Raw genomic sequence first — 18,205 nt, 5'->3', positions numbered from 1 at the left:
GATGGTATCGAATGAGGACAAGACGATGAGTTGGGAGATCATGCGGACCGAAACCGCCCCCTGCGAATGTGGTGAAGGGACAGAGACATTTACGTTCGAGATGGACGACTGGAATCGAACCCAGAGTTCAACTGAGATCCACTGTCCTAAATGCCAACAGAAAAAGCAACGGGAAATCGAAGTAGAACAGGCGCGCGAGAAGAAAAGGGACGAGCTTTTGCAGCGAGCACAGCAACTGACGACAGAACGCTATCTTCTCCAATGGCTGGCACTCTTTGCTGGCATGACCAAGAAAGCCGCTTGGGAACGGTATACCGGAGGGTCAGGCTATCCGGCGCTAGGGACGTTCTACCTACACGTCAAACATTCCGGCAGCCTTGGCAAATATATGGAGTGGTGTCTGACGAACGATCTGGAGCGGTCGTTGGGGGTCCTTGAGGTTAAAGACAAGGAAATTGACGCCCTGCTCCAAGAACGTGCACAGCTTTGGAGGCCCAGCAGCGTTCCCTTGTAAGAAAAGATAAGGAATTTGCTCCTGCGTTCTATGATGAGGAGTCGCAGATTACCCCTTTCAAGGTGCATGAACAGAGCAAATTCCTATGCCCGAAGCCCGTACAGACAGAAAACAGGTAGGAACAGTCGATCTAGCGCAGGCAGAATTGGTGCGGCGGGGGTTGGAGAACATCCGCCGGCGTCTTCTCGACCTTACCAATCGAAACAAGTTGATTAGCTTTCGGCATGCGAGGTCGTCACTCAGAACTGTTGATGTCGATCTTGACTCCGTGTACCAGAGCCTTTTAGACGATAAAAGGTTTCCGTTTGTCCCGGTCCCGGAGCCGAGCAAAGAGCACATTGCGGAGTTGGGCGAGAAGCCTGCGGCAAAGGACTTTGCCGAAGCAATTGGATGGTCAACCTCCTACGATCTGGTGAAAGGCACCGGACAAACGGCATGTCTGCCTGTTCTGTACTACCAGGAAGATTTTGAAACCATCATCCGTAAGATTGGAACCAGTGCCAGGACCGCCATCGAAGAATCGGGTGCAAACATTCTGCATCTGGTTTTCGGTTTTCTAGAATGGCGCGAGTCGGATGACTCGACACAGATACGCCAAGCTCCCCTTCTCGTTATCCCTGTCTCCCTGATTACTCCGAAGTCCAAAGAAGAGGACCGTTCGATTCGCCTACAGTACACCGGCGAGGATCTGACTACGAATCTTTCCCTTGTCGAGAAGCTGCGGCGCGATTTCGGGCTGGAGATGCCATATATCGAGGAAGGGGAAACGCCAGAGCAGTATTTCGAGCGTTTCGCTCCAATCCTGAAGCAGAAACGCGACTGGCGAATTTGCCGGCAGGTTTCCCTCGCGCTTCTGAGCTTCGGCAAACTTCTGATGTACTTGGACCTGGACGCGGAGCGCTGGCCGTCCGATGTGCCTTTAGACAGGCATCCCCGACTGGTCGATATGTTTTCTGGCAGCACTGCCGAAGGTCTATCTTTCGCAACGGAATTTGATATTGACGAAGAAGCCATCAAAGGCGACGTGCCCGCTATCGTTTGCGACGCCGACAGCTCGCAACATAGCGCACTGATTGATGCAGCGCGAGGAAAGAATCTGGTAATCGAAGGCCCTCCGGGTACAGGTAAATCGCAAACGATCACAAACCTGATTGCAGCGTCGATTGGCAACGGAAAGCGTGTTCTGTTTGTGGCGGAGAAGATGGCGGCGCTGAATGTCGTAAAACGCCGTCTCGATAACTGTGGCCTGGGAGATTTCTGTCTCGAACTGCACAGCCACAAGACAAGTAAGGTGAGCCTGCTGAAATCACTCGAAGATCGGATTCAAGCATCCACCCGGTTTTCAGCGCCCACCACGCTTGCCCACAAACAAGGACTCCTGAACTATAAGCGCGACGAACTTACTAAATATGTTTCGCTGCTGAATACACCCTACGGGGCCATCGGAAGGACGCCGTTCGAGCTGATCTGGCAGCGCGACGCACTACGGGAAGGGATACCAGAGACCCTACGAGACATCAGTACCGCTTCTTTTCCCGAGGCATATACCTGGGACTATCGGGCGCTGCACGAACGCAAAGACATGGTACTGACGTATGCCGCCCATCTGCGTCGGATGTCTGAGGCTGGGGGAGCTGTCGAGAAGAAAGAGAACCCGTGGGGCTGGCTTCCCAATATAGAGCTAAGTCTTGCTGACCAAGAACGGTTATTGGCTGCTCTGCCCGCGCTAAGCAGTCAATGTACCCGGCGCATCGCTCTCATCGAAGCCCTGAACCGCACGTTCTTGCACGCATCTGTGGATGTCACCGAGTGGCTGGGAACCGTAAATCAGTGGTTCGGCACACAGGCCGCTGCAGTCGAATTAAAGGTGGATGTTGGCGACTGGCTCACCGGCGTCGATCAATGGATAGCGAATATTCCCAATGGAGACAAGGATTGCCACTATGACCTTCTCGGCACCTTGTCCGAACAGAACCGGTTTGCGGCGACAGAACACTTTCTAGGTGCCTGCGAACGGTATACCGCCCTGCTCTCTTCTCTGCCAGGCGGCGATGCGCTGTTGGATAGTAATATCCCGGCCCGATTTCAGAAACAAGACGAGAAGCTACGTGACCTTGGCCTATCCGACTATTCGATGGATAGCCTGCGGGCCTTAGCAAAGTCTCTTTCTGATTCGGAAAAACACGTCGCCCGCGCCAACAGCGCAACCAGTGATTTGAGTCAGGCTTTAGGGGTGCGCTCGTCCTTTACGTTAAGGTGCGTTACCGACTTAGTTGCTGCGCGGCAACTATTGACCACGGCTCCACTCCATCTCGCACATTTGCGCGGTCCAGACTTTGCAAGAGACGGCCTGGCTCATCTTCTGGAACTCGGACAAAAAGAATGTACCGCCCTCCTGACGGAGAGAGACAGCCTCTCGGAGCATTTCGTAGTCGATAGCGAAGCCACCTCTGCCGAACAGCTGGAAGCTGCGGCAACGCTGGACAACACCCCCTGGTACGGCAGGCTCAGTAAGGCGTATCGCCATGCGGGAACGGTCTACAAGACTCACTGCCATTCGAGCGCAAAGCGAACGCGCAGCCAAAAGGCAGCCTGCTTGCGACTGCTTGCACATAGCCGGGCAAAGATAGACGCCTTTTCGAGCAAGGCCGAGTACCCACGCAACTGGGAGAACATTTCACCGGATTGACGACCTCCTGGGATGATCTCATCGTGGTGACGAAATGGCATGAAGAGGTCTTTGTTCGCCTGCCTGAGCACCAGGTCTTTGCCTCCGAAGTTCGATCCTCACTGCTGACGTTGCCGGCAACACGGCTGAGAAGCATCCTCGGCGTCGCAAGCGGAAGTTTGCCGCTCCCGGAAGAACTAGAGGATGCGCTGCATCTGCTCACAGATTTACATTCTCGTGTTCCCAATCTCAAGTTCGAGCACGTAGACGCAGAAGTAGACGTGTTCTTAGAAGAAGTGCGGTCCATCGTGTCGGTGTCCGCGGAGCTGCTGGAGATTCTGCGGCCGATCCAGCTTCCAGAATCGGCGACCAAAACCCACGTCCTGGAGCTGTTCGATTCCATTGCCACGGCTCGCGCCCTGCGTGATTCGCTCAATAACAATCACGAAGCAAGGAGCATTTTGGGGGATCACTATAAAGGGGTTGCAACCTCACCCACTCCGATTGCTCGTGCACTCTCTATCGTTCGCGCCATTGGTGTATCCAATCTTCCCTTGGAAGTCCGTAGTTGGCTGTCATCGAGTGAATTTCTCGTAAGACTTCAATGGCTTCGAGAGTGGATCAAGGATTTTAGCGACAACGGCAATGCTTTGGCAGTCTCGGAGCGGGATGTCATCGGCGCGCTTCATTCTGAGATTCCTTTCGCCAAGCGCACATCGGTAGTTGCTTTGCAAAAGGCGGTCGCCTCAATTGAACGGTGTCGAGAGTCGCAAACGTTACTTCCGATCTGGATTGATGCGCAGCGTTCCGCGAAGCAGTTGGGCACCGGAGGACTCGACTATCTTGTTACTTTGTGCCTGAACGGGTCACTTCAGCATGATGCGCTGGTGAGTTCGTTTGAATATCTGTTCTGTGACACGCTTCTGCGGCGGCTGTTCAATGAGCATCCTGACCTGTGGCGTCTTAGCGGAGTTACGCATGAGGAAGTTCGCTCTCAGTTCGCATCTCTCGATCAATCTGTCATAAGTCTCAGCCAACTTGATATAGCTCATCGTGCGAGTCGTCGTCCCATCCCGTCAGGTATTCGCGGTTCCGTCGTCAAGGACACTACGGACCTTGCGCTGGTCCAACACGAGATTGCAAAACAGCGCGCTCACATTCCCATCCGACAATTGATGCTTCGGGCCGCACGAGCCGTTCAAGGGTTGAAACCTTGCTTCATGATGAGTCCGATGTCTGTAGCTCAGTTTCTGGCTCCGGGGCAGTTATCGTTTGATCTTATTGTCATGGATGAGGCATCGCAGCTACGCCCCGAAGATGCGTTGGGGGCAGTGGCGCGAGGCGCGCAACTGGTCATCGTCGGCGATCCAAAGCAACTTCCTCCCACGTCCTATTTCCAGAGAACCATAGATGATGAAGCAGAAGAGGCGGATGAGAAATCCGCAGTGGCGGAAGGCGAGAGCATACTGGACATCGCACTGAGCCGCTATCAGCCGGTTCGCAGACTACGCTGGCACTACAGATCGCAGCATCACAGCCTGATTGCGTTTTCCAATTCCGAGTTTTACGACGATCATCTGATTGTCTTCCCTTCCGCCTATCACGAACACACCGACCTCGGCGTCAAATACGTCAATGCCAAGGGGATTTACGAGAACCGCAGAAATCCTTTGGAGGCCGAGCGCGTCGTCGATGCCATCCTGGAACACATCATGCTTTTTCCCTCGGAGTCATTGGGTGTCGTGACCATGAACTTCGAGCAGCGGGAGCTGATTGAAGAGTTATTGGACATAAAGTTGAAGCAGGACTCGTTCTCCAATGGTTGGATGGAAACCAAAGAAAACACTCCTGAGCCGTTCTTTATCAAGAATCTGGAGAATGTCCAAGGGGATGAGAGGGACGTTATCTTTATCTCCGTAACCTATGGGCCGGACTCTCAGAATAATTATTTCCAGCGATTTTCCGGCATTAATAATCAGACCGGCCAGCGCCGCCTGAATGTCCTGATTACGCGAGCGAAGAAACGGACCGTGGTATTCAGTTCGCTTGATCCAGACATGATCCGCTCAGAGCCGAGTACCCCCTGGGGCGTGCGTGCCCTGAAGGGCTATATGCAATTTGCAAAAAATGGAATCTCCGCTAGGCCGGCAGTCTCTCCTGGTGCGGAGCCATCGAATGAGCACGAGGCCGCGGTAGGGGCAGTGCTGAAAGCACAAGGATATGACGTTGTACCGCAAGTGGGTGTCAGCGGGTACTATATCGACTTGGCAGTGCGGCATCCCAAGAAGCCGGGAGCGTTCTTGCTCGGGATTGAGTTCGATGGGAAGAGCTATCATTCGGGACGATCGGCCCGCGATCGAGACAGGCTCCGTCAGATGACTCTTGAGAATCAAGGCTGGAAGATACACCGGATTTGGTCCACGGATTGGTTCAAGAACCGTAACGCAGAAGTTGAACGGTTGCTGCATCGCGTGCGGGCGTTGGAGGTGCAGTAAGAGGTCTGGCATTGAGCCGCGGATTGCAGATATTGGTTGTAGGCAAATGCTCAGGGGACGGACTGGCGGTCTTCGGAGTAGTGGACGTGGACCAGCCGCCACTTCCCAGATTCTCTGCGGTAGACCTGGGTTTCGACGCCATGGGTGGTCACAGCCGATCCGTCTTTCCGCATCGTCGCATGAAAAGTCCAGTGGAATTCCGACCATCCGGCATTGCCGTTCACATGAATCGCTATACCGCGCGTCTCCAGATCGCGTGCCGAGAACATGCCGCCCATTATGTTCTGAAAGACCTGTTGCTCGATAGCATCGAAGCCGTGCTCCTCGCCGAGTGGATAGATGAACGAGACCTCGGGCGAGTGAGACCAGATTTGCGAGAGTAGGTTCAGATCAACAGTATCCACAGCTTTGGCGTACTGCTCGATGAGGTGGTGGATTGCCTCGATGTCACGCCCAGGGCCGGTGTCGGTCTGGGCGGCGGCGAACGCGGGCATGAGACAGAGAATAGCGGCGAGCAGAATGCGGGTGACCATAGCGCGCTCCCAGTCTATCCCAACGGTTTCGCAATGAGCCGATAAACCCCTCCTCGACTCGGCAAGCGGGGATCGTCCTTCCGGATTCCCTAGAAGGACCCGAATTGCAGTGGCTTCCTATCAGGACAGGAATAAAATAGACAAATAGTGTGGGCTGCTAGTCGCTGGAGGAAACCATGCTGATACTCGTTCCGTGGAAGCCGGTTGCCATCTTTGTCCTGGTGATGGCTTCGTTCATTATGTTCGGCTACATCGCATCCTCTTTCATGCAGGGTAAGAACCCTTTTCTTGAAGACTGGAATAACGCGAAGCAGATTGCGGCGGGGCATTCGGTCACACACACAACTTCCACGCACAAGACAGAACGAACTGCGCGACACACGGCGCAATAGCGTGTAAGTCTGCGGCACCGGCTGCTTCGCTACAGCGATAGCCCCAAGCCTTCCATGTTCTGCACTTTCTGTTGCCCGATACTCTGTTCCGCCGCATTGCTTTTCGCTTTTGTGAAGTCCAGAGCGGCGCTCTTACTCACGTCGCGGCTAAGATCGCTTCCGAGAGACGCAGCATTGTTCGTATAGATATGCGCCTCATGCGAGGCCCGCGAAATGGAGACATAGGCAAATCGCGAATTGATTAGCTCCGGGTGAACATCAGTGTCGATGTTGACCAGGACACGCTCCGCAGTGAGTCCCTGCGAGCTGTGCGAGGTGACAGCATAGCCGTGGTCGAAGTGCCGCATCCGCTCTCCATCGAAGGAAACTGTCTTACCGTTGTCCATGCGAACGGCGAGTTGTCCATTTTTGCCGATCTGCTCGATAGTGCCGAGGTCGCGATTGGCAACGCGCAACTCCCGATTCGGCGTGGTAAATTGCAGCCGGTCGCCTACGGAAAACTCGCGCTCGATCTCGCGGTAGGCGCTGATGCCACGCAGACGCGATGGGTCATAACTTACCTGTTCTCCATTTTGTTTTTGCACGGTAACGAGATTTTCTTTCGGATGAGTGGCGACGACCGTTGCATAGCTGCGCTGTTCGATGCCGATGTCTTTGCTGCCACGCTGGTAATGCAGTATGTCGTCCACCTGATAGCGTGCGGCCCATGCACGGTCGGCTCCGGTCATATCGGAGCGCGCCGAAAGCACGCGCATCGTGTAATCGGCGGACTGAACCATCCCTAGCGCCTGCAACTCTGCGCGGACGGCCTGATTGATTTCGCGGCGCGAAGCATTGTCGGGCGAGACGATAATCGTGTTTTCAGGATGGGCCGCGTAACTCTTCGCAATGGCTTCGATGCGCTGTTGCGAATCTGCAATTTCGGTGATGTGGCCCTGCTGTTGCAACAGAACAATGCCGGGAGCGATTTCACCTTTGGACAGATGTTCGACGGCTCTCAACAATTCCAGGTCTTTCTGGCGCACGATCTGGTCAAGCTGCGCGGTGTGCATTCCGGCTTGCACAAGCTGCTCGAACGGCTTTCCGGCATCGACGCCCTGGTGCTGGCGGGTGTCGCCGATGAGCAGTACGCGGTCCTGAGAGCCGATCCTTTCTAAGAAGTCGCGCATCTGCTTGGTACTGGCAAGGCTTGACTCATCGACCATATAGAGGTGCCGGGTGCCGGGGTCGCCTCCAGGTTGATGGCTACCACGGGCCAGAAAGCCTTGCAGGGTGTCGGCGGCAATCCCTGCATCGCGGAGCTGGTGCGCGGCGCGAGAGGTTGGGGCGAAACCTTCCACGATATAGCCCTGCTGCTCCGCGCCTTCGCGGACAGCAATCAGGGCGGTGGTCTTGCCCACGCCCGCGTTGCCTTGCAATCCCTGTATCGCATCGTGCGAGGTTAATATCTGCTCGATTGCGTGGCGCTGTGCGGCATTGAGTTTCGGACGCGAGTCGGTGAGAGCAACGGCATCCTGAATGGACATGATCTGCGGAGCCTGATTCTGTCCTTGCTCCATGCGGCGGACTACATACCGCTCGGCCCGAATGGTCTCATGCGTGGTGAACTGCCGTCCTGTTTCGTGCTTCTGTCCCGACACTTCCTGAAACTCGCCGGAGGCAATTAGCGCCTCGAAGCTGGCGCGGACCTCTGGGTAGGTGATTTCTCCCATGCCGCGCCGCAAGGCATCGCGGAAGATGTCGCGCTCATCGGTGACGGCCTCGCGCTCAAAGCTGCGGTCGCGGGCATACGTGACAGCCTCGCGTGCCCGTAGCTGCGAAGCCTCCGGCGTCCGTTCTTCGCCATGTCCGCGCTGCCGTGCCTCTGCTACCACGCGGTCAGCTTGGTTGCCGAACTCAGCGGCGACCTGCCGGTGTGCCGCCAGCACTTCGGCGGGCGAGTGAATCTCTTTCTTATCGCGGGTGGAGTGCGCGGCGATCTGCGCGGCCTCCGGGCCTTGATAGCCGGTTCGCTCAAGGTAATCCCGTATCTGCTGGCTGCGTGGACTGGAGGCATCAAGGTACTCGTGCGAATAGCCTTTGATTTCAGGAGCGCCACTTCGCCCGGCTTCTATTTCGTAGCCGAGATTGCGAAGCCGGTGCATCAGCTCCGATTGATAGACGGCGGTAGCGAACTGCTGGCTATCGAATAATCCCTGCGGCTGGAGAGCGCGAAAACTTCCGTCCTCACGCTCGGTCATATTGAAAATGACCGCATGCGTATGGAGCTGCGGAGCGGCGTAACCGTCTACGGGGCGGGCGGTGTCATGCTCAAACTTCGCCGCAACAAACTGCCCGGTGGTTTCGGCGGTGTGGTTGCCGCCGATGCGGGCCTGCACGTACTTTTCTAATTCGTTCAGAGCGATATTGACGGCCTCGCGGTGAGCCTCGCGCACGCGGTCATCGCCGCCGACAAGAGCGGTTAGCGAGACGGACTTTGGAGCCGAAAAGGTGGCGTCCCAACCAGCACGGTGCTCAACAGATGTAACGGTCTTCCCGTCCGCTGTCTGATACTCATGCCGCTGGCGGTGCTGGACAAGCTGATCGCCGGTGGTGGGATGCTCGCCTTCACTCAGACGCGCAAATTCCTCTGCGCCGATGACCCCGGCGAGGCCGAACTTTCCAGCGAGCCTGCCATGCCACTCGCCTAAGATCGTATCGCCCTGCTTCCAGTAATTTTGCTCCGCGGCCGTGAACTCTTTTTCGTGATAAGTCTGCGCCTGCGATGCCGAGAGCGGTTTCGAGATATTCAGCATGGCTACTCGTTTCCGAGGGAGAACCGGCCCTGCGCCTGTGCCTGGGGGTCATCCTCTGCGTCTTCTTCCGGAGGAATGTCTGCTTCCTCGGCGTCCTGCTCTACGGATTCCGCTCTGCGTGACTGGAGTGTTGTGGGGTCGAACGAAAGCTCATCATCCTCCAGCGTGCGAGGCTCAAAGGCAGGCTGCGTCTTGGGCAGGTCGCTATAGGAAAACGAAAAGCGGGCAACGTAATTTCCCAGCTTTAAGAATGCGTGCATCGGGTCCAATCCCGATATTTCCGAGTCCATGACAAGCGGCTCGGCCTGACGATCCAGACTGAAGTTCTTGCCCGCGCGGGAGCCGTCGAAATGTGTTTCGCGCATCCGCTCGATCTCGACTTTGCCGATAGCGGCGCTCACCCACTCAGCGGCCTTCGGCTCCGTGGTCTTGAGGAAGATTTTGGTGGCTGGCTGCGACAGCATCACCTCGGCAATATGGCCGTAGATGACTTCAAGCTGGGCCTTTCCCTGAAAGCCAAGCAGCAGCGGATTTTTCGATTTCCTGTTCTCCGTAATGGCGGTATGCAACTGCGGTAAGCGTTGCAAACTTGCAAGCTCGTCCAGCACAAACCATACCGGACGCTGGTTCTCTGTCGGCGCATTCAGCAGCCGCAATACCAGCAAATCAATCCAGAGGCTATTGAGCGGACGGAGCGCCTCGCGCTCACTCGGCTGCGAGGTAATGAAGATCCATCCCTGCCGCTCTTTTGCCCATTCGGTCGCGCTCCATGTGCGCTTCGCGTGCTCCTTTTTGGGAAGCATCCGCAAGCTGTCGGCAATCAATCCAAGCGAGGCGAGGACACCATTGCGCTGCTGTTGTGCGCCTTTGGCAATCATCATCGCCATCTCGGTCCCTTGCACCCTGCGGTCAATCTCATCGGGGTTCGCCATCCACTGCACAAGCTCCTGCGGCGATGGCCCGAAGGTGAGCAAGTGGGCAAATATCTTTTGCGGCGTCTCGACGAAAAACTCACCCTTTTTATCGGTCGTCGGTTGGTATAGGGATGCGGCGATGGCCTTTGCCTCGGCCTTGCGGCGTAATTCCTCCGCTATTCCCCAATAGGGGCAACGCCGGTCCAGTGGATTGAGAATGATGTCGTGGCGGTCGGGGTCGTAGAACCGCTGCACGAACTCACAGGCCGGGTCGTACACGATGGCCGAGTGGCCCCGGCTCTGCACCTGGCGAAGCACCTGCACAATGAGGCTGGTCTTGCCTGAACCTGTATCGCCCATCAACTCGATGTGCTGGTCTTCGACTCGGAGCGGTATCCGCATCATCTTGTCGTAGTCATCCGTTTTGATGCCGATGCCATCGCCTTGTACGGCCTTGTTGAAGCCTTTGGGCGAGACAAGAAACGGGCCTTTCAAGCGCCGTCCATACTTCATCTCCTTGCGGCGGCGAATATCTTTGGCGATAGAAAACGGGAGCTGCAACCCAAGTGCCAGCACGCCGAAAAGGATGGGCATTTTGAAGATGCTCCATAGGGTGTCACCTCCATAAACGGCGCTCTGAAAGTACGCATTCAAAAGCTTGTTCTGGTATGGGATGGACGGCCCTCGGTAGAGCGAGCGGAAGCCAGCGGCGCGGGCGGTTGCCGAGAGTTGGAGGGGGATGCGTTTGCCGTTTGCTTCGGCTGTCGCTCCCGATGTGACATCGGTTTCCGTGACGATGCGGGCATGGTTTTTCTCATCCGCTACGGCGAGCAACTGGTACTTGTCGGTCTTGTGCATTACTCCGGCAACGCTAGTGCGGAGGTAGTACGGAAGATAAAACTGCTGCAAGGGTGCGAGCACGAAGCTGAAGCGCAGGTGTACGAACAAGCCTGCGGCGACAAGGGAAAGGAAGATCGCGCCATAGGTGTAGATGGGGCTGTGTGGTGGGAAGATGACGGTCTCTTTCCGGCCCCATTGTGTCGTCGCCATAATTATTCTCCTGCGCCGCTGCGATAGCTTTCCATGAGGTCAGCGGCTACCCGATGTTTGTTTGATCTCACGTAGCGAAGCATTTCCTTGAACTGCTCAGCACTCCATTTCTCCCCGCGCAAAAGTGGCTCCAGCGAGTTGATGAGGATGAGGCGAAGCCCCTGCATCTCGGCAAACAACGCCGTCGCATCGTTTAGCTGTGGCCCGCGTGCCGCCGCCAGAAGAATCTCCCGCGACCATTCGCGGAGGTTCATGCCCCGCTCGGAGGCGACCCGTAACAGCGTCTTTTCTTCCGCCCTGGTAAAGCGTGTGGCGATGCTCTGGCTGCGGCTTTCGCGGCCTTTCATGCGCTGGAGATGGCTCTCAATTTCCAATCTATCTGTGGGCATTTCTTACCTCCGAATCTGTGTCTGGAGCGCGGTTGCAGATGGAAACGTGAAAATCACGCTGCGTTTGCAACTGCTCCGTTTTCTGCATGGTTCCGAATGGAACCGGAATGGTTCCAAGCGCAACCCTTTCAGGGGTGGAGTCTCAACTTTTACCCGGTGCGCAGCACCGCGCTGGTACCGGGTACGGATTTCGATGGAGGTTCATGCCTTTCGAACCGCCGCAGACTCCTGTGGCTCCACCCCGGATGCTGGCTTCTTCGGAGGCGTCAAATGCTCGGGTACAACCGGAGTCTTCCGAACACGTAGAAGAGATGGGACAGACCGCGCTGCATCCGTCCGCAAGAAGTCCTGGAACTCGCGATCTTTGGAGAAGACATAGCCAAGGGCCTTGTCTACGACATCATCGGGTGATGCCTTGATAAAGGCCGCGTACTGATCGACTTGGGTTGCGGTGGCCTCTTCCAATCGGATTGAGGCACTGATCTGACGGTTGGTGGCTACTTCAATAAGCGGCATGGACGTTCTCCTTTAGGTGATGAAATCAAGCGCTGAAAACGGGTTCGATCTGAAAGCGTTTAGTGTCGCGGTCATAGCCGGAGAGCGCGAGGGCTTCCCGCACGATCCGGCGTCCGGGTTCACGCTCGATGTGGACGACGAAGTCGACCGCATCGGCGATCTCTGCCTCGATGTCGGCAAAGGTTGATTGCGCATGGCTTCGCATCACAAGGTTGGCGAGGCGATGCAGGGCTTTCTCCGCCGTATTGGCGTGGATCGTGGCAAGTGAACCGGAGTGTCCGGTGTTCAGCGAATCAAGCAGTGTGCGAGCCTCCACGCCGCGTACCTCGCCGAGGATGATCCGGTCGGGACGCCACCTTAGAGCCGACTTCAAGAGGTCATCGAAACTGATGACAGACTTGAACGTATCGGTCTGACATTCGACAGCCAGGATGTTCGGCTTCTTGATGGCAAGCTCGACGGTGTCTTCGATCACAACGATGCGCTGATGCGCTGGTATCGCATCCGCCAGGATGCGCAGGAGCGTGGTTTTCCCCGTGCCAGTACCTCCGCTGATGAGCAGCGTCTTTCCGTCAGCGATCTGCGCCGCCAAGTACTCCGCAAGCGGGAGCGTTAGCGTACCGCGAGCGATAAGGTCTTCCAACACAAAATGGCGGCTGTTGAACTTCCGTATCGTCACGGCAGGAGAGGGCTTCACCACGGGTGGAATGACCGCCGCCAGGCGGCTTCCGTCCGGCAGTTGAACGTTCAAGACTGGGCTGTCTTCGTCGAGGCGTTTGCCAAGCTGATTGGCGATGACTTCTAACCCGGTGCGAAGGCTGTCAGAGCGCATGGTGACGGACGGCTCATGCCGGACGACACCTTCACGTTCGGACCACCAGGAACCATCGGGATTGCCCATGATCTCGCTGACGCGATCGTCCATGAGCAACGGTTCAATCGGGCGAAGGAATGGAAGGATCAGTTCAAAGCTCATAGCGGGACCTCACAGCGCTGGAAGGCCGGAGTTAGCCGACCTTCCGAGAAGTAAATGGAAGCGGCCTAGGCGACCACTTCCTCTACAGGTGCGTCTTCGTTCTCCTGCTCTTCCGGGTCGGCCTTGGCTGCCCGATCCAGCTTGATAATCGAGTCCACTCGGATTTCCCAGATGGTCTGCTCCGAGTTGGTCTTCGTGCTGGTGTACTTGCGGCTGCGCAGTTCGCCCTCGACCATGATGTGAGCGCCCTTCTTCAAGCCGCCTGCAAAATCTCCGAGCTTGCCGAAGACGATGCAGCGGTGCCATTCGGTGTGCTCGATGTACTTGCCGTCCTTCTTGTAGGAAGACTTCGTTGCCAGCGAGAGTATGGTGAAGGTGCGGTTGTCGTTGGAGCGAACTTCTGCGTCGTTGCCGAGGAAACCGATGAGGGTGACTTTGTTCGTGTACATGGTGGTGATCTCCGTTTCGTTGAATTTCCCGTATCCTGCTCGGGTCACACTAGGCGAAGCCCAGCGAGTGGGCCCCGCTCCCAAGTGCCAAGGAGTGCTTTCTTGGCGGGGCCCGAAAGAAGTTTGAGCGGCGTTCGTTGCCGCGGCTTTCAAACTTCTTTTGGGAGGAACCGGGACCCTGAAAGGGCGGCGAAGCCGAAGCAGAACGACGCCGTGCCGCAGGGCGCCGGAAAGGCCCCGAAGCGTGACCCCGAGCAGAGGGCGGGATACGAGGAGGATGAACCCCCAATGCACTGGAGTCAGCCTTCGCTTCTCGGCAGCAGAGGTTTGCCCAAGTCGCAGCAGCTAACCGAGCGGTGTTGGAGTCCCAGATGGACGGTTTTGAGCACAGCTCACCGCGCATTTCGCAGCTCGCAACAGGCGGCGTGGGCGCTTTCAGAGGCGAGTTGGGCTGTGCAGCCGATTCGACAGCATGATCGAACATCGTGGAGACCTCGATTCGGGTTCGGTTCTTTAGCTGAAAGCCTGGTCGGCCCGGAAGCGAACGATCGTGAGCCCCAGAGGATTGACCGCCAGTTCATTGTTTTTCACTTCGTTTCGGAATACGTAGGTGACGCTAGCCGTCCATCGCTCCCGCTTTAGCTCCGTATGATCCGCCGGGTTCGTGTACACCTTCTGAAACTCGATCCGCGCTGAATAAGGCGACTGTCGAAGGTCGTCAAGCACGATGTTCTTCACCTCAACATCGACATACGGGAGCGTCGCATCCTTGGTGTAGTTCGGGATGATGTTGTCCTTTCGCTCCTGCTCGATCACCGCGTGCTGAACATCGCCATTCAGGAAGTACAGCGCATTCGTCTGGTCGCGCTCAATGGTGAAGCGATTCCGAGCAAAGTAAAGCTCTGCCCAACGGGAAAGGTAGTACTTGTTCTCAGCTTCCTGGGGGCGGTATTGGAAGTTGCGATAGTCCACGGCTTCGGCACGGCCGACATCATTGATGCGCACGATCATCGGGTGCATCGAAGCAAGAGCCTTCTGACTCTTGTAGGTGAGGCACGCGAGAACGAGGCACACCGCTACGAGGCAAAGGATGGCCACCTTGAGATACGTATTCATCACCAAGGGATCGCCATACTGCTCCAAGTAGCGTTCGGCAGCTCGCGTCAGTTCCTGATTGTGAGTGCTGGTTGCTGACATAACATCCTCCTATTTCGCCAGCATCATAGCGCCGGTAGCGATTGAAAGGCCGCCGTCGTGGCCGCCCGTATGGCCTGAGAAGAGCGATGCCGTCATGGCGGGAATCTTGATGAGAATGAAGCAAGCTACGAACACCAAAACGAGCAGACCTGGCATTAGATAAATAAGCTTTGCCGGTGAATCGACATTCATGGCTCCACTGGTCAGGTAGGTAATCAAAAGATGACTGATGACGCTTAAGGTGGCAGCTGCAACCACTTTGTAAAACATGAAGCCTAAGTAGGCGCGAAGCCAGCCCCAAAAAAGAAACTCCGTCTTATCGAAGACCATCCATGGGATGAAGATAGGTCCGAGCAAGCCGACGATGGTTGCGGCAATCGCACCGTAAGCGATGATGACGGCGATAACGGCAGTGAGAATCGTAAGGATGATCTGCACTGTAAATGTGCAAAGCAGCGTATACGGCTCGGTAAATGAAGGCGATAGCGTACCAATTTTTGAAAGAGCTTGATGTATTGTGTTCTGCACTTCCTGAGTCTGATCAGTGCCGATGTAGTTGACCAGGCTGCTTGTTCCACCAGACACAAATCCTTTTAGCGAATAGCCGATGCCTGGGATCGATGAGTCGTAGAACTTTACGAAACAGTAGGCGAAGGTAATCAGTATGAAGAAATTGAGGAACTTTCCGATGCTGAAGCCAAGTCCTCCTTGCGATGAGGCGAGGGCTTCCTGAACACCAAACCACACGAGCATGATGGTTGCGAGTGAGATGACCATATGGAGGCCCAGCGAATCTACGGAAGGCCCCATCGTAGCCGTCAGTTTGTCGCATCCGTCTTTGATAATGATGAGGAAGTCCATCGCAGCCTCCGGCTTTAGTAATGAAGTGCCCACTGCGTGCCCGCACTCGAATGCTGTGGAGTGACGGTGTTGAATGTCTGTTGGTAGTCATTCCCGGTCTGGAATAACGACTTCATATTGTCCTGCTGCACCTTTTGACCCACCATCATCTGGAGAGCCTGAGCTTGAATCATTTGGTTCGTCTCCTGTTGCGTTCTTAGTTCAATCAGCAACGCTTGATTCATACGCTGCAACGTGGCCATCTCGGTATGTTGCGCCGGGTCCGCGGAATGGCTGGCTGCCTCAAGCGCGGAAATGTCGTTCTCTCGCTGCGAGGAGTTTGCTCGGATCGTGCCAACCGTCTGAAGATTCGAAGCATTTACGGCGTCCGAAAGGTCCACTGTTGCGCCTTGCGCAGCTATGGTCTGTTTGCCCTGAGTGCTGAGATTCCCATAGCCGTTCATCTGGGAGGTACGCGAAATACTCGCCGTTTGGTTCGCGCTCGTTGCCCCAGTCCCGTATGTTGCGGCGTTCATCCATGGAAGTGAGTTCCCATAAGTGTTCGCAGGCTGCTGAAGTGTAGACCACTGCTGCCGTCCCATGTTGGTGTACGCGAAGTAATAGCTCTGAGGCAATGTGGCCATGCGCTGCGCGAGGTTGTAAGCACCGATGACGTTTCGGCTAGTTTCCGCGGTGGTGCTATACAACTGGTTCGCTTGGAGGATCTGTTGTGCGACATGTGCTGACTGGGTTGGGTCATACACAATGCCGGAGCCGAATTGAGCGTAGGATGCCGGAGCCACGAGAAGGCTCGCGGCCATGGAGCTTAGCCATAGTCTCTTCATATTTTTTCTCCTGGTTGCTACTTGCCGGTAGTTTTTGCCGCCTGCAGTCGTTTGTAGGCTTCGTTCATTTTGGCTTCCTCGTCCTTGCACTTTTGATCAAACTCTGGCTTCGCCTTCATGAACTGATCCCCACAGTCCTTGCCGTATTGCTGGCGGGCTTGGTCGTATTCTTTCTGGAGGCTGTCAACACTCGGCTGCGAATTGCATCCTAAAGTCACAAGTACGGCGAGTCCAAAAATAATTGATCCGCTCCGATGACACATGTTCGGCTCCTAAAATGTTCCTGGAATTGTGTGGTTTTCGTACGAAGGCAGAAGCATGTCTTGTGTGAAATAAACTTTCACGCGGTGTCCCTCCCGAATGGTGATCGTCGGAGGGATCTGCATGAAGCGGTCAAGCACTGTTGTAGCCGATTGCGAAACACTCGCAGAGGCTCCATTCGTAAAGACCTGCGAACCAGAGCCCGCGTAAACACCGCCGCCTTGTGAAATCTGTGCGGCCCCTGCAATCACCCCGAGAGCAATGGAAGCCCCGAAGATTTGCAGATAATGGTTGTTCACTTTATCCTTTTGTCCTTCCTCCCCGATCTGGTCGAGTCCATGAAATTGGTCGAGGTCGACTGAGTAGCCGTCGGGCATGATCATGCGGTGGAAGGCCACTGCCATACGGCGTTGCTGGCCGAAGCCTGAGGAACCAATCTTCCGCGCCTCTCCTAGAACGATCGTTCCCTCAGGAACCAGGACGTGTTGCCGATCATGGGAGTACACCGGGTTCGAAACGAGCACTTTGACTGGCCCGACCGCGTCGCCATCGAGACGGTTCATGAGTACCGCGTCTAACGTTGTGCCCTCATAGAGGACGTAAGGCTGACCGACTGCTGAATCGATATTCACCTCGGGACTGCGTTTGATAGACCCCTGCCCCGCCGGAGCTTCGCCCGCGGCACGCGGTGACACGAGAGTCGAAGGTTGGTCTCCACCTGCCTGGGGAGTACTCGACAGCGGATAGGAAACCGGGACGGCTGAGCCTTGCGTCCCTTGTCCAGAGGATGGAGGGTCGGCAGGTCGTCTGTAGGCAAGGTTCGAAGAGAAGCGTGAGTCGTACGCCCTCTGCCGGTCCTTCGCTTCGATCTGTTGTGACGCCTGCTGCGCAGGAGTCTGCTGTCCAGCACCACCGCCCTGTTGAGAGTAGCCATACGCCGGTGGTTGCATACAAGGCTGACCAGGCACGCAAGGGACGGGCTGGCCCGTTGCGCTATAGGAGGATGCTGCGGACCTTTGCGCGGGCGTAGCGAGCGCAATGGCTGGATCAGTGACGGATTGTTGTGCCGCTTGTTCTGCTTCGCGCTGCCGCTCCGCGGCAAGCTGGTTCTTAAGATCTTGAATGTTGTTGTCCGTGTTGTCCTGTACCATCGGCTGCGGAGGCTGATTCGGAACCGAGGCAGCCTTACCCGTCGCAGGATTGGCGTGAGAGCTGAAGATCGCGGCGATGATGACAAGGAGTGCAACGCCGAGATACATCAAGGGCTTTGCATTCTTCTGAAAAACGCCTTTGGGATCAAATACGTTCCGTTTCAGCTCTGGCTCACCCTGCGGTGGTGGTGAAATCATCTGTTCCGTCATTTGCATCCCC

Annotated in this window: 16 protein-coding genes; 4 read left to right on the top strand and 12 right to left on the bottom strand. The window is 56.0% G+C overall.

Annotation, left to right across the window (positions count from 1 at the left end; translation table 11 throughout):
• Positions 1-25: 25 nt before the first annotated feature.
• From Q363_RS14625 to Q363_RS14615, 3 genes are all read left to right on the top strand, one after another.
• Positions 26-514 (top strand): hypothetical protein, encoded by a 489-nt coding sequence (locus Q363_RS14625; protein ID WP_157466893.1) that lies wholly within the window; start codon positions 26-28, stop codon positions 512-514.
• 85 nt (positions 515-599) lie between these two features.
• On the top strand, positions 600-3,203 hold the full coding sequence (locus tag Q363_RS14620) for a DUF4011 domain-containing protein (protein WP_035351422.1): 2,604 nt from the start codon (positions 600-602) through the stop codon (positions 3,201-3,203).
• Positions 3,200-5,677, top strand: coding sequence for an AAA domain-containing protein (locus Q363_RS14615; RefSeq protein ID WP_051978778.1), 2,478 nt, complete (start codon positions 3,200-3,202; stop codon positions 5,675-5,677). The genes Q363_RS14620 and Q363_RS14615 overlap by 4 nt, the downstream gene beginning before the upstream one ends.
• Before the next feature lie 50 nt (positions 5,678-5,727).
• Here Q363_RS14615 and Q363_RS14610 read toward each other — a convergent pair whose 3' ends face one another.
• On the bottom strand, positions 5,728-6,210 hold the full coding sequence (locus Q363_RS14610; protein ID WP_051978777.1) for a YybH family protein: 483 nt from the start codon (positions 6,208-6,210) through the stop codon (positions 5,728-5,730).
• Between the two features lie 176 nt (positions 6,211-6,386).
• Here Q363_RS14610 and Q363_RS14605 point away from each other — a divergent pair, with 176 nt between their 5' ends.
• Positions 6,387-6,602 carry a hypothetical protein gene (locus Q363_RS14605; RefSeq protein WP_035351420.1) on the top strand — a complete coding sequence of 72 codons (216 nt, stop codon included), beginning with the start codon at positions 6,387-6,389 and terminating at the stop codon, positions 6,600-6,602.
• A 29-nt stretch (positions 6,603-6,631) separates the two neighbouring features.
• On the opposite strand, the gene mobF is transcribed toward Q363_RS14605, so the two are convergent.
• The 11 genes from mobF to Q363_RS36090 all read right to left on the bottom strand — a co-directional run bounded on the left by mobF (position 6,632) and on the right by Q363_RS36090 (position 18,195).
• Positions 6,632-9,397 carry a MobF family relaxase gene (gene mobF / locus Q363_RS14600; RefSeq protein ID WP_035351417.1) on the bottom strand — a complete coding sequence of 922 codons (2,766 nt, stop codon included), beginning with the start codon at positions 9,395-9,397 and terminating at the stop codon, positions 6,632-6,634.
• Positions 9,398-9,399: 2 nt separating this feature from the next.
• On the bottom strand, positions 9,400-11,361 hold the full coding sequence (locus Q363_RS14595) for a type IV secretion system DNA-binding domain-containing protein (RefSeq protein ID WP_035351414.1): 1,962 nt from the start codon (positions 11,359-11,361) through the stop codon (positions 9,400-9,402).
• Between the two features lie 2 nt (positions 11,362-11,363).
• On the bottom strand, positions 11,364-11,750 hold the full coding sequence (locus tag Q363_RS14590; RefSeq protein ID WP_035351413.1) for a hypothetical protein: 387 nt from the start codon (positions 11,748-11,750) through the stop codon (positions 11,364-11,366).
• Between the two features lie 201 nt (positions 11,751-11,951).
• Complete coding sequence (locus tag Q363_RS14585) at positions 11,952-12,266, bottom strand: hypothetical protein (RefSeq protein WP_051978776.1); 315 nt, start codon at positions 12,264-12,266, stop codon at positions 11,952-11,954.
• Between the two features lie 25 nt (positions 12,267-12,291).
• On the bottom strand, positions 12,292-13,242 hold the full coding sequence (locus Q363_RS14580; RefSeq protein WP_035351411.1) for a TadA family conjugal transfer-associated ATPase: 951 nt from the start codon (positions 13,240-13,242) through the stop codon (positions 12,292-12,294).
• Between the two features lie 65 nt (positions 13,243-13,307).
• Complete coding sequence (locus tag Q363_RS14575; protein WP_035351410.1) at positions 13,308-13,691, bottom strand: single-stranded DNA-binding protein; 384 nt, start codon at positions 13,689-13,691, stop codon at positions 13,308-13,310.
• Positions 13,692-14,204: 513 nt separating this feature from the next.
• On the bottom strand, positions 14,205-14,888 hold the full coding sequence (locus tag Q363_RS14570) for a VirB8/TrbF family protein (protein WP_035351408.1): 684 nt from the start codon (positions 14,886-14,888) through the stop codon (positions 14,205-14,207).
• Between the two features lie 9 nt (positions 14,889-14,897).
• Positions 14,898-15,749, bottom strand: a complete 852-nt coding sequence (locus tag Q363_RS14565) for a type IV secretion system protein (RefSeq protein ID WP_035351406.1) — start codon at positions 15,747-15,749, stop codon at positions 14,898-14,900.
• Positions 15,750-15,763: 14 nt separating this feature from the next.
• Positions 15,764-16,573 carry a hypothetical protein gene (locus tag Q363_RS14560; RefSeq protein WP_157466891.1) on the bottom strand — a complete coding sequence of 270 codons (810 nt, stop codon included), beginning with the start codon at positions 16,571-16,573 and terminating at the stop codon, positions 15,764-15,766.
• A gap of 17 nt (positions 16,574-16,590) precedes the next feature.
• Positions 16,591-16,836 carry a hypothetical protein gene (locus tag Q363_RS14555; RefSeq protein ID WP_035351403.1) on the bottom strand — a complete coding sequence of 82 codons (246 nt, stop codon included), beginning with the start codon at positions 16,834-16,836 and terminating at the stop codon, positions 16,591-16,593.
• 9 nt (positions 16,837-16,845) lie between these two features.
• The gene (locus Q363_RS36090; protein ID WP_051978775.1) at positions 16,846-18,195 is read right to left on the bottom strand and encodes a TraB/TrbI/VirB10 family type IV secretion system protein; all 1,350 of its coding nucleotides are present in this window, start codon (positions 18,193-18,195) and stop codon (positions 16,846-16,848) included.
• Between the last annotated feature and the right edge of the window lie 10 nt (positions 18,196-18,205).

It is taken from the genome of Edaphobacter aggregans DSM 19364 (assembly GCF_000745965.1).
Taxonomy (GTDB): domain Bacteria; phylum Acidobacteriota; class Terriglobia; order Terriglobales; family Acidobacteriaceae; genus Edaphobacter; species Edaphobacter aggregans.
Note: the sequence above shows the minus strand (reverse complement) of the source record. Positions and strands in the feature narration are given on the sequence as shown.

Bases quoted from the DNA above. Each gene is read 5' to 3' on its own strand.
- Q363_RS14570 (WP_035351408.1), bottom strand. From the start codon at position 14,888: ATGTCAGCAACCAGCACTCACAATCAGGAACTGACGCGAGCTGCCGAA.
- Q363_RS14610 (WP_051978777.1), bottom strand. From the start codon at position 6,210: ATGGTCACCCGCATTCTGCTCGCCGCTATTCTCTGTCTCATGCCCGCG.
- Q363_RS14620 (WP_035351422.1), top strand. From the start codon at position 600: ATGCCCGAAGCCCGTACAGACAGAAAACAGGTAGGAACAGTCGATCTA.
- Q363_RS14580 (WP_035351411.1), bottom strand. From the start codon at position 13,242: ATGAGCTTTGAACTGATCCTTCCATTCCTTCGCCCGATTGAACCGTTG.
- Q363_RS14575 (WP_035351410.1), bottom strand. From the start codon at position 13,691: ATGTACACGAACAAAGTCACCCTCATCGGTTTCCTCGGCAACGACGCA.
- mobF (WP_035351417.1), bottom strand. From the start codon at position 9,397: ATGCTGAATATCTCGAAACCGCTCTCGGCATCGCAGGCGCAGACTTAT.
- Q363_RS14555 (WP_035351403.1), bottom strand. From the start codon at position 16,836: ATGTGTCATCGGAGCGGATCAATTATTTTTGGACTCGCCGTACTTGTG.
- Q363_RS14565 (WP_035351406.1), bottom strand. From the start codon at position 15,749: ATGGACTTCCTCATCATTATCAAAGACGGATGCGACAAACTGACGGCT.
- Q363_RS14605 (WP_035351420.1), top strand. From the start codon at position 6,387: ATGCTGATACTCGTTCCGTGGAAGCCGGTTGCCATCTTTGTCCTGGTG.
- Q363_RS14560 (WP_157466891.1), bottom strand. From the start codon at position 16,573: ATGAAGAGACTATGGCTAAGCTCCATGGCCGCGAGCCTTCTCGTGGCT.
- Q363_RS14625 (WP_157466893.1), top strand. From the start codon at position 26: ATGAGTTGGGAGATCATGCGGACCGAAACCGCCCCCTGCGAATGTGGT.
- Q363_RS14590 (WP_035351413.1), bottom strand. From the start codon at position 11,750: ATGCCCACAGATAGATTGGAAATTGAGAGCCATCTCCAGCGCATGAAA.
- Q363_RS14595 (WP_035351414.1), bottom strand. From the start codon at position 11,361: ATGGCGACGACACAATGGGGCCGGAAAGAGACCGTCATCTTCCCACCA.
- Q363_RS14585 (WP_051978776.1), bottom strand. From the start codon at position 12,266: ATGCCGCTTATTGAAGTAGCCACCAACCGTCAGATCAGTGCCTCAATC.
- Q363_RS36090 (WP_051978775.1), bottom strand. From the start codon at position 18,195: ATGACGGAACAGATGATTTCACCACCACCGCAGGGTGAGCCAGAGCTG.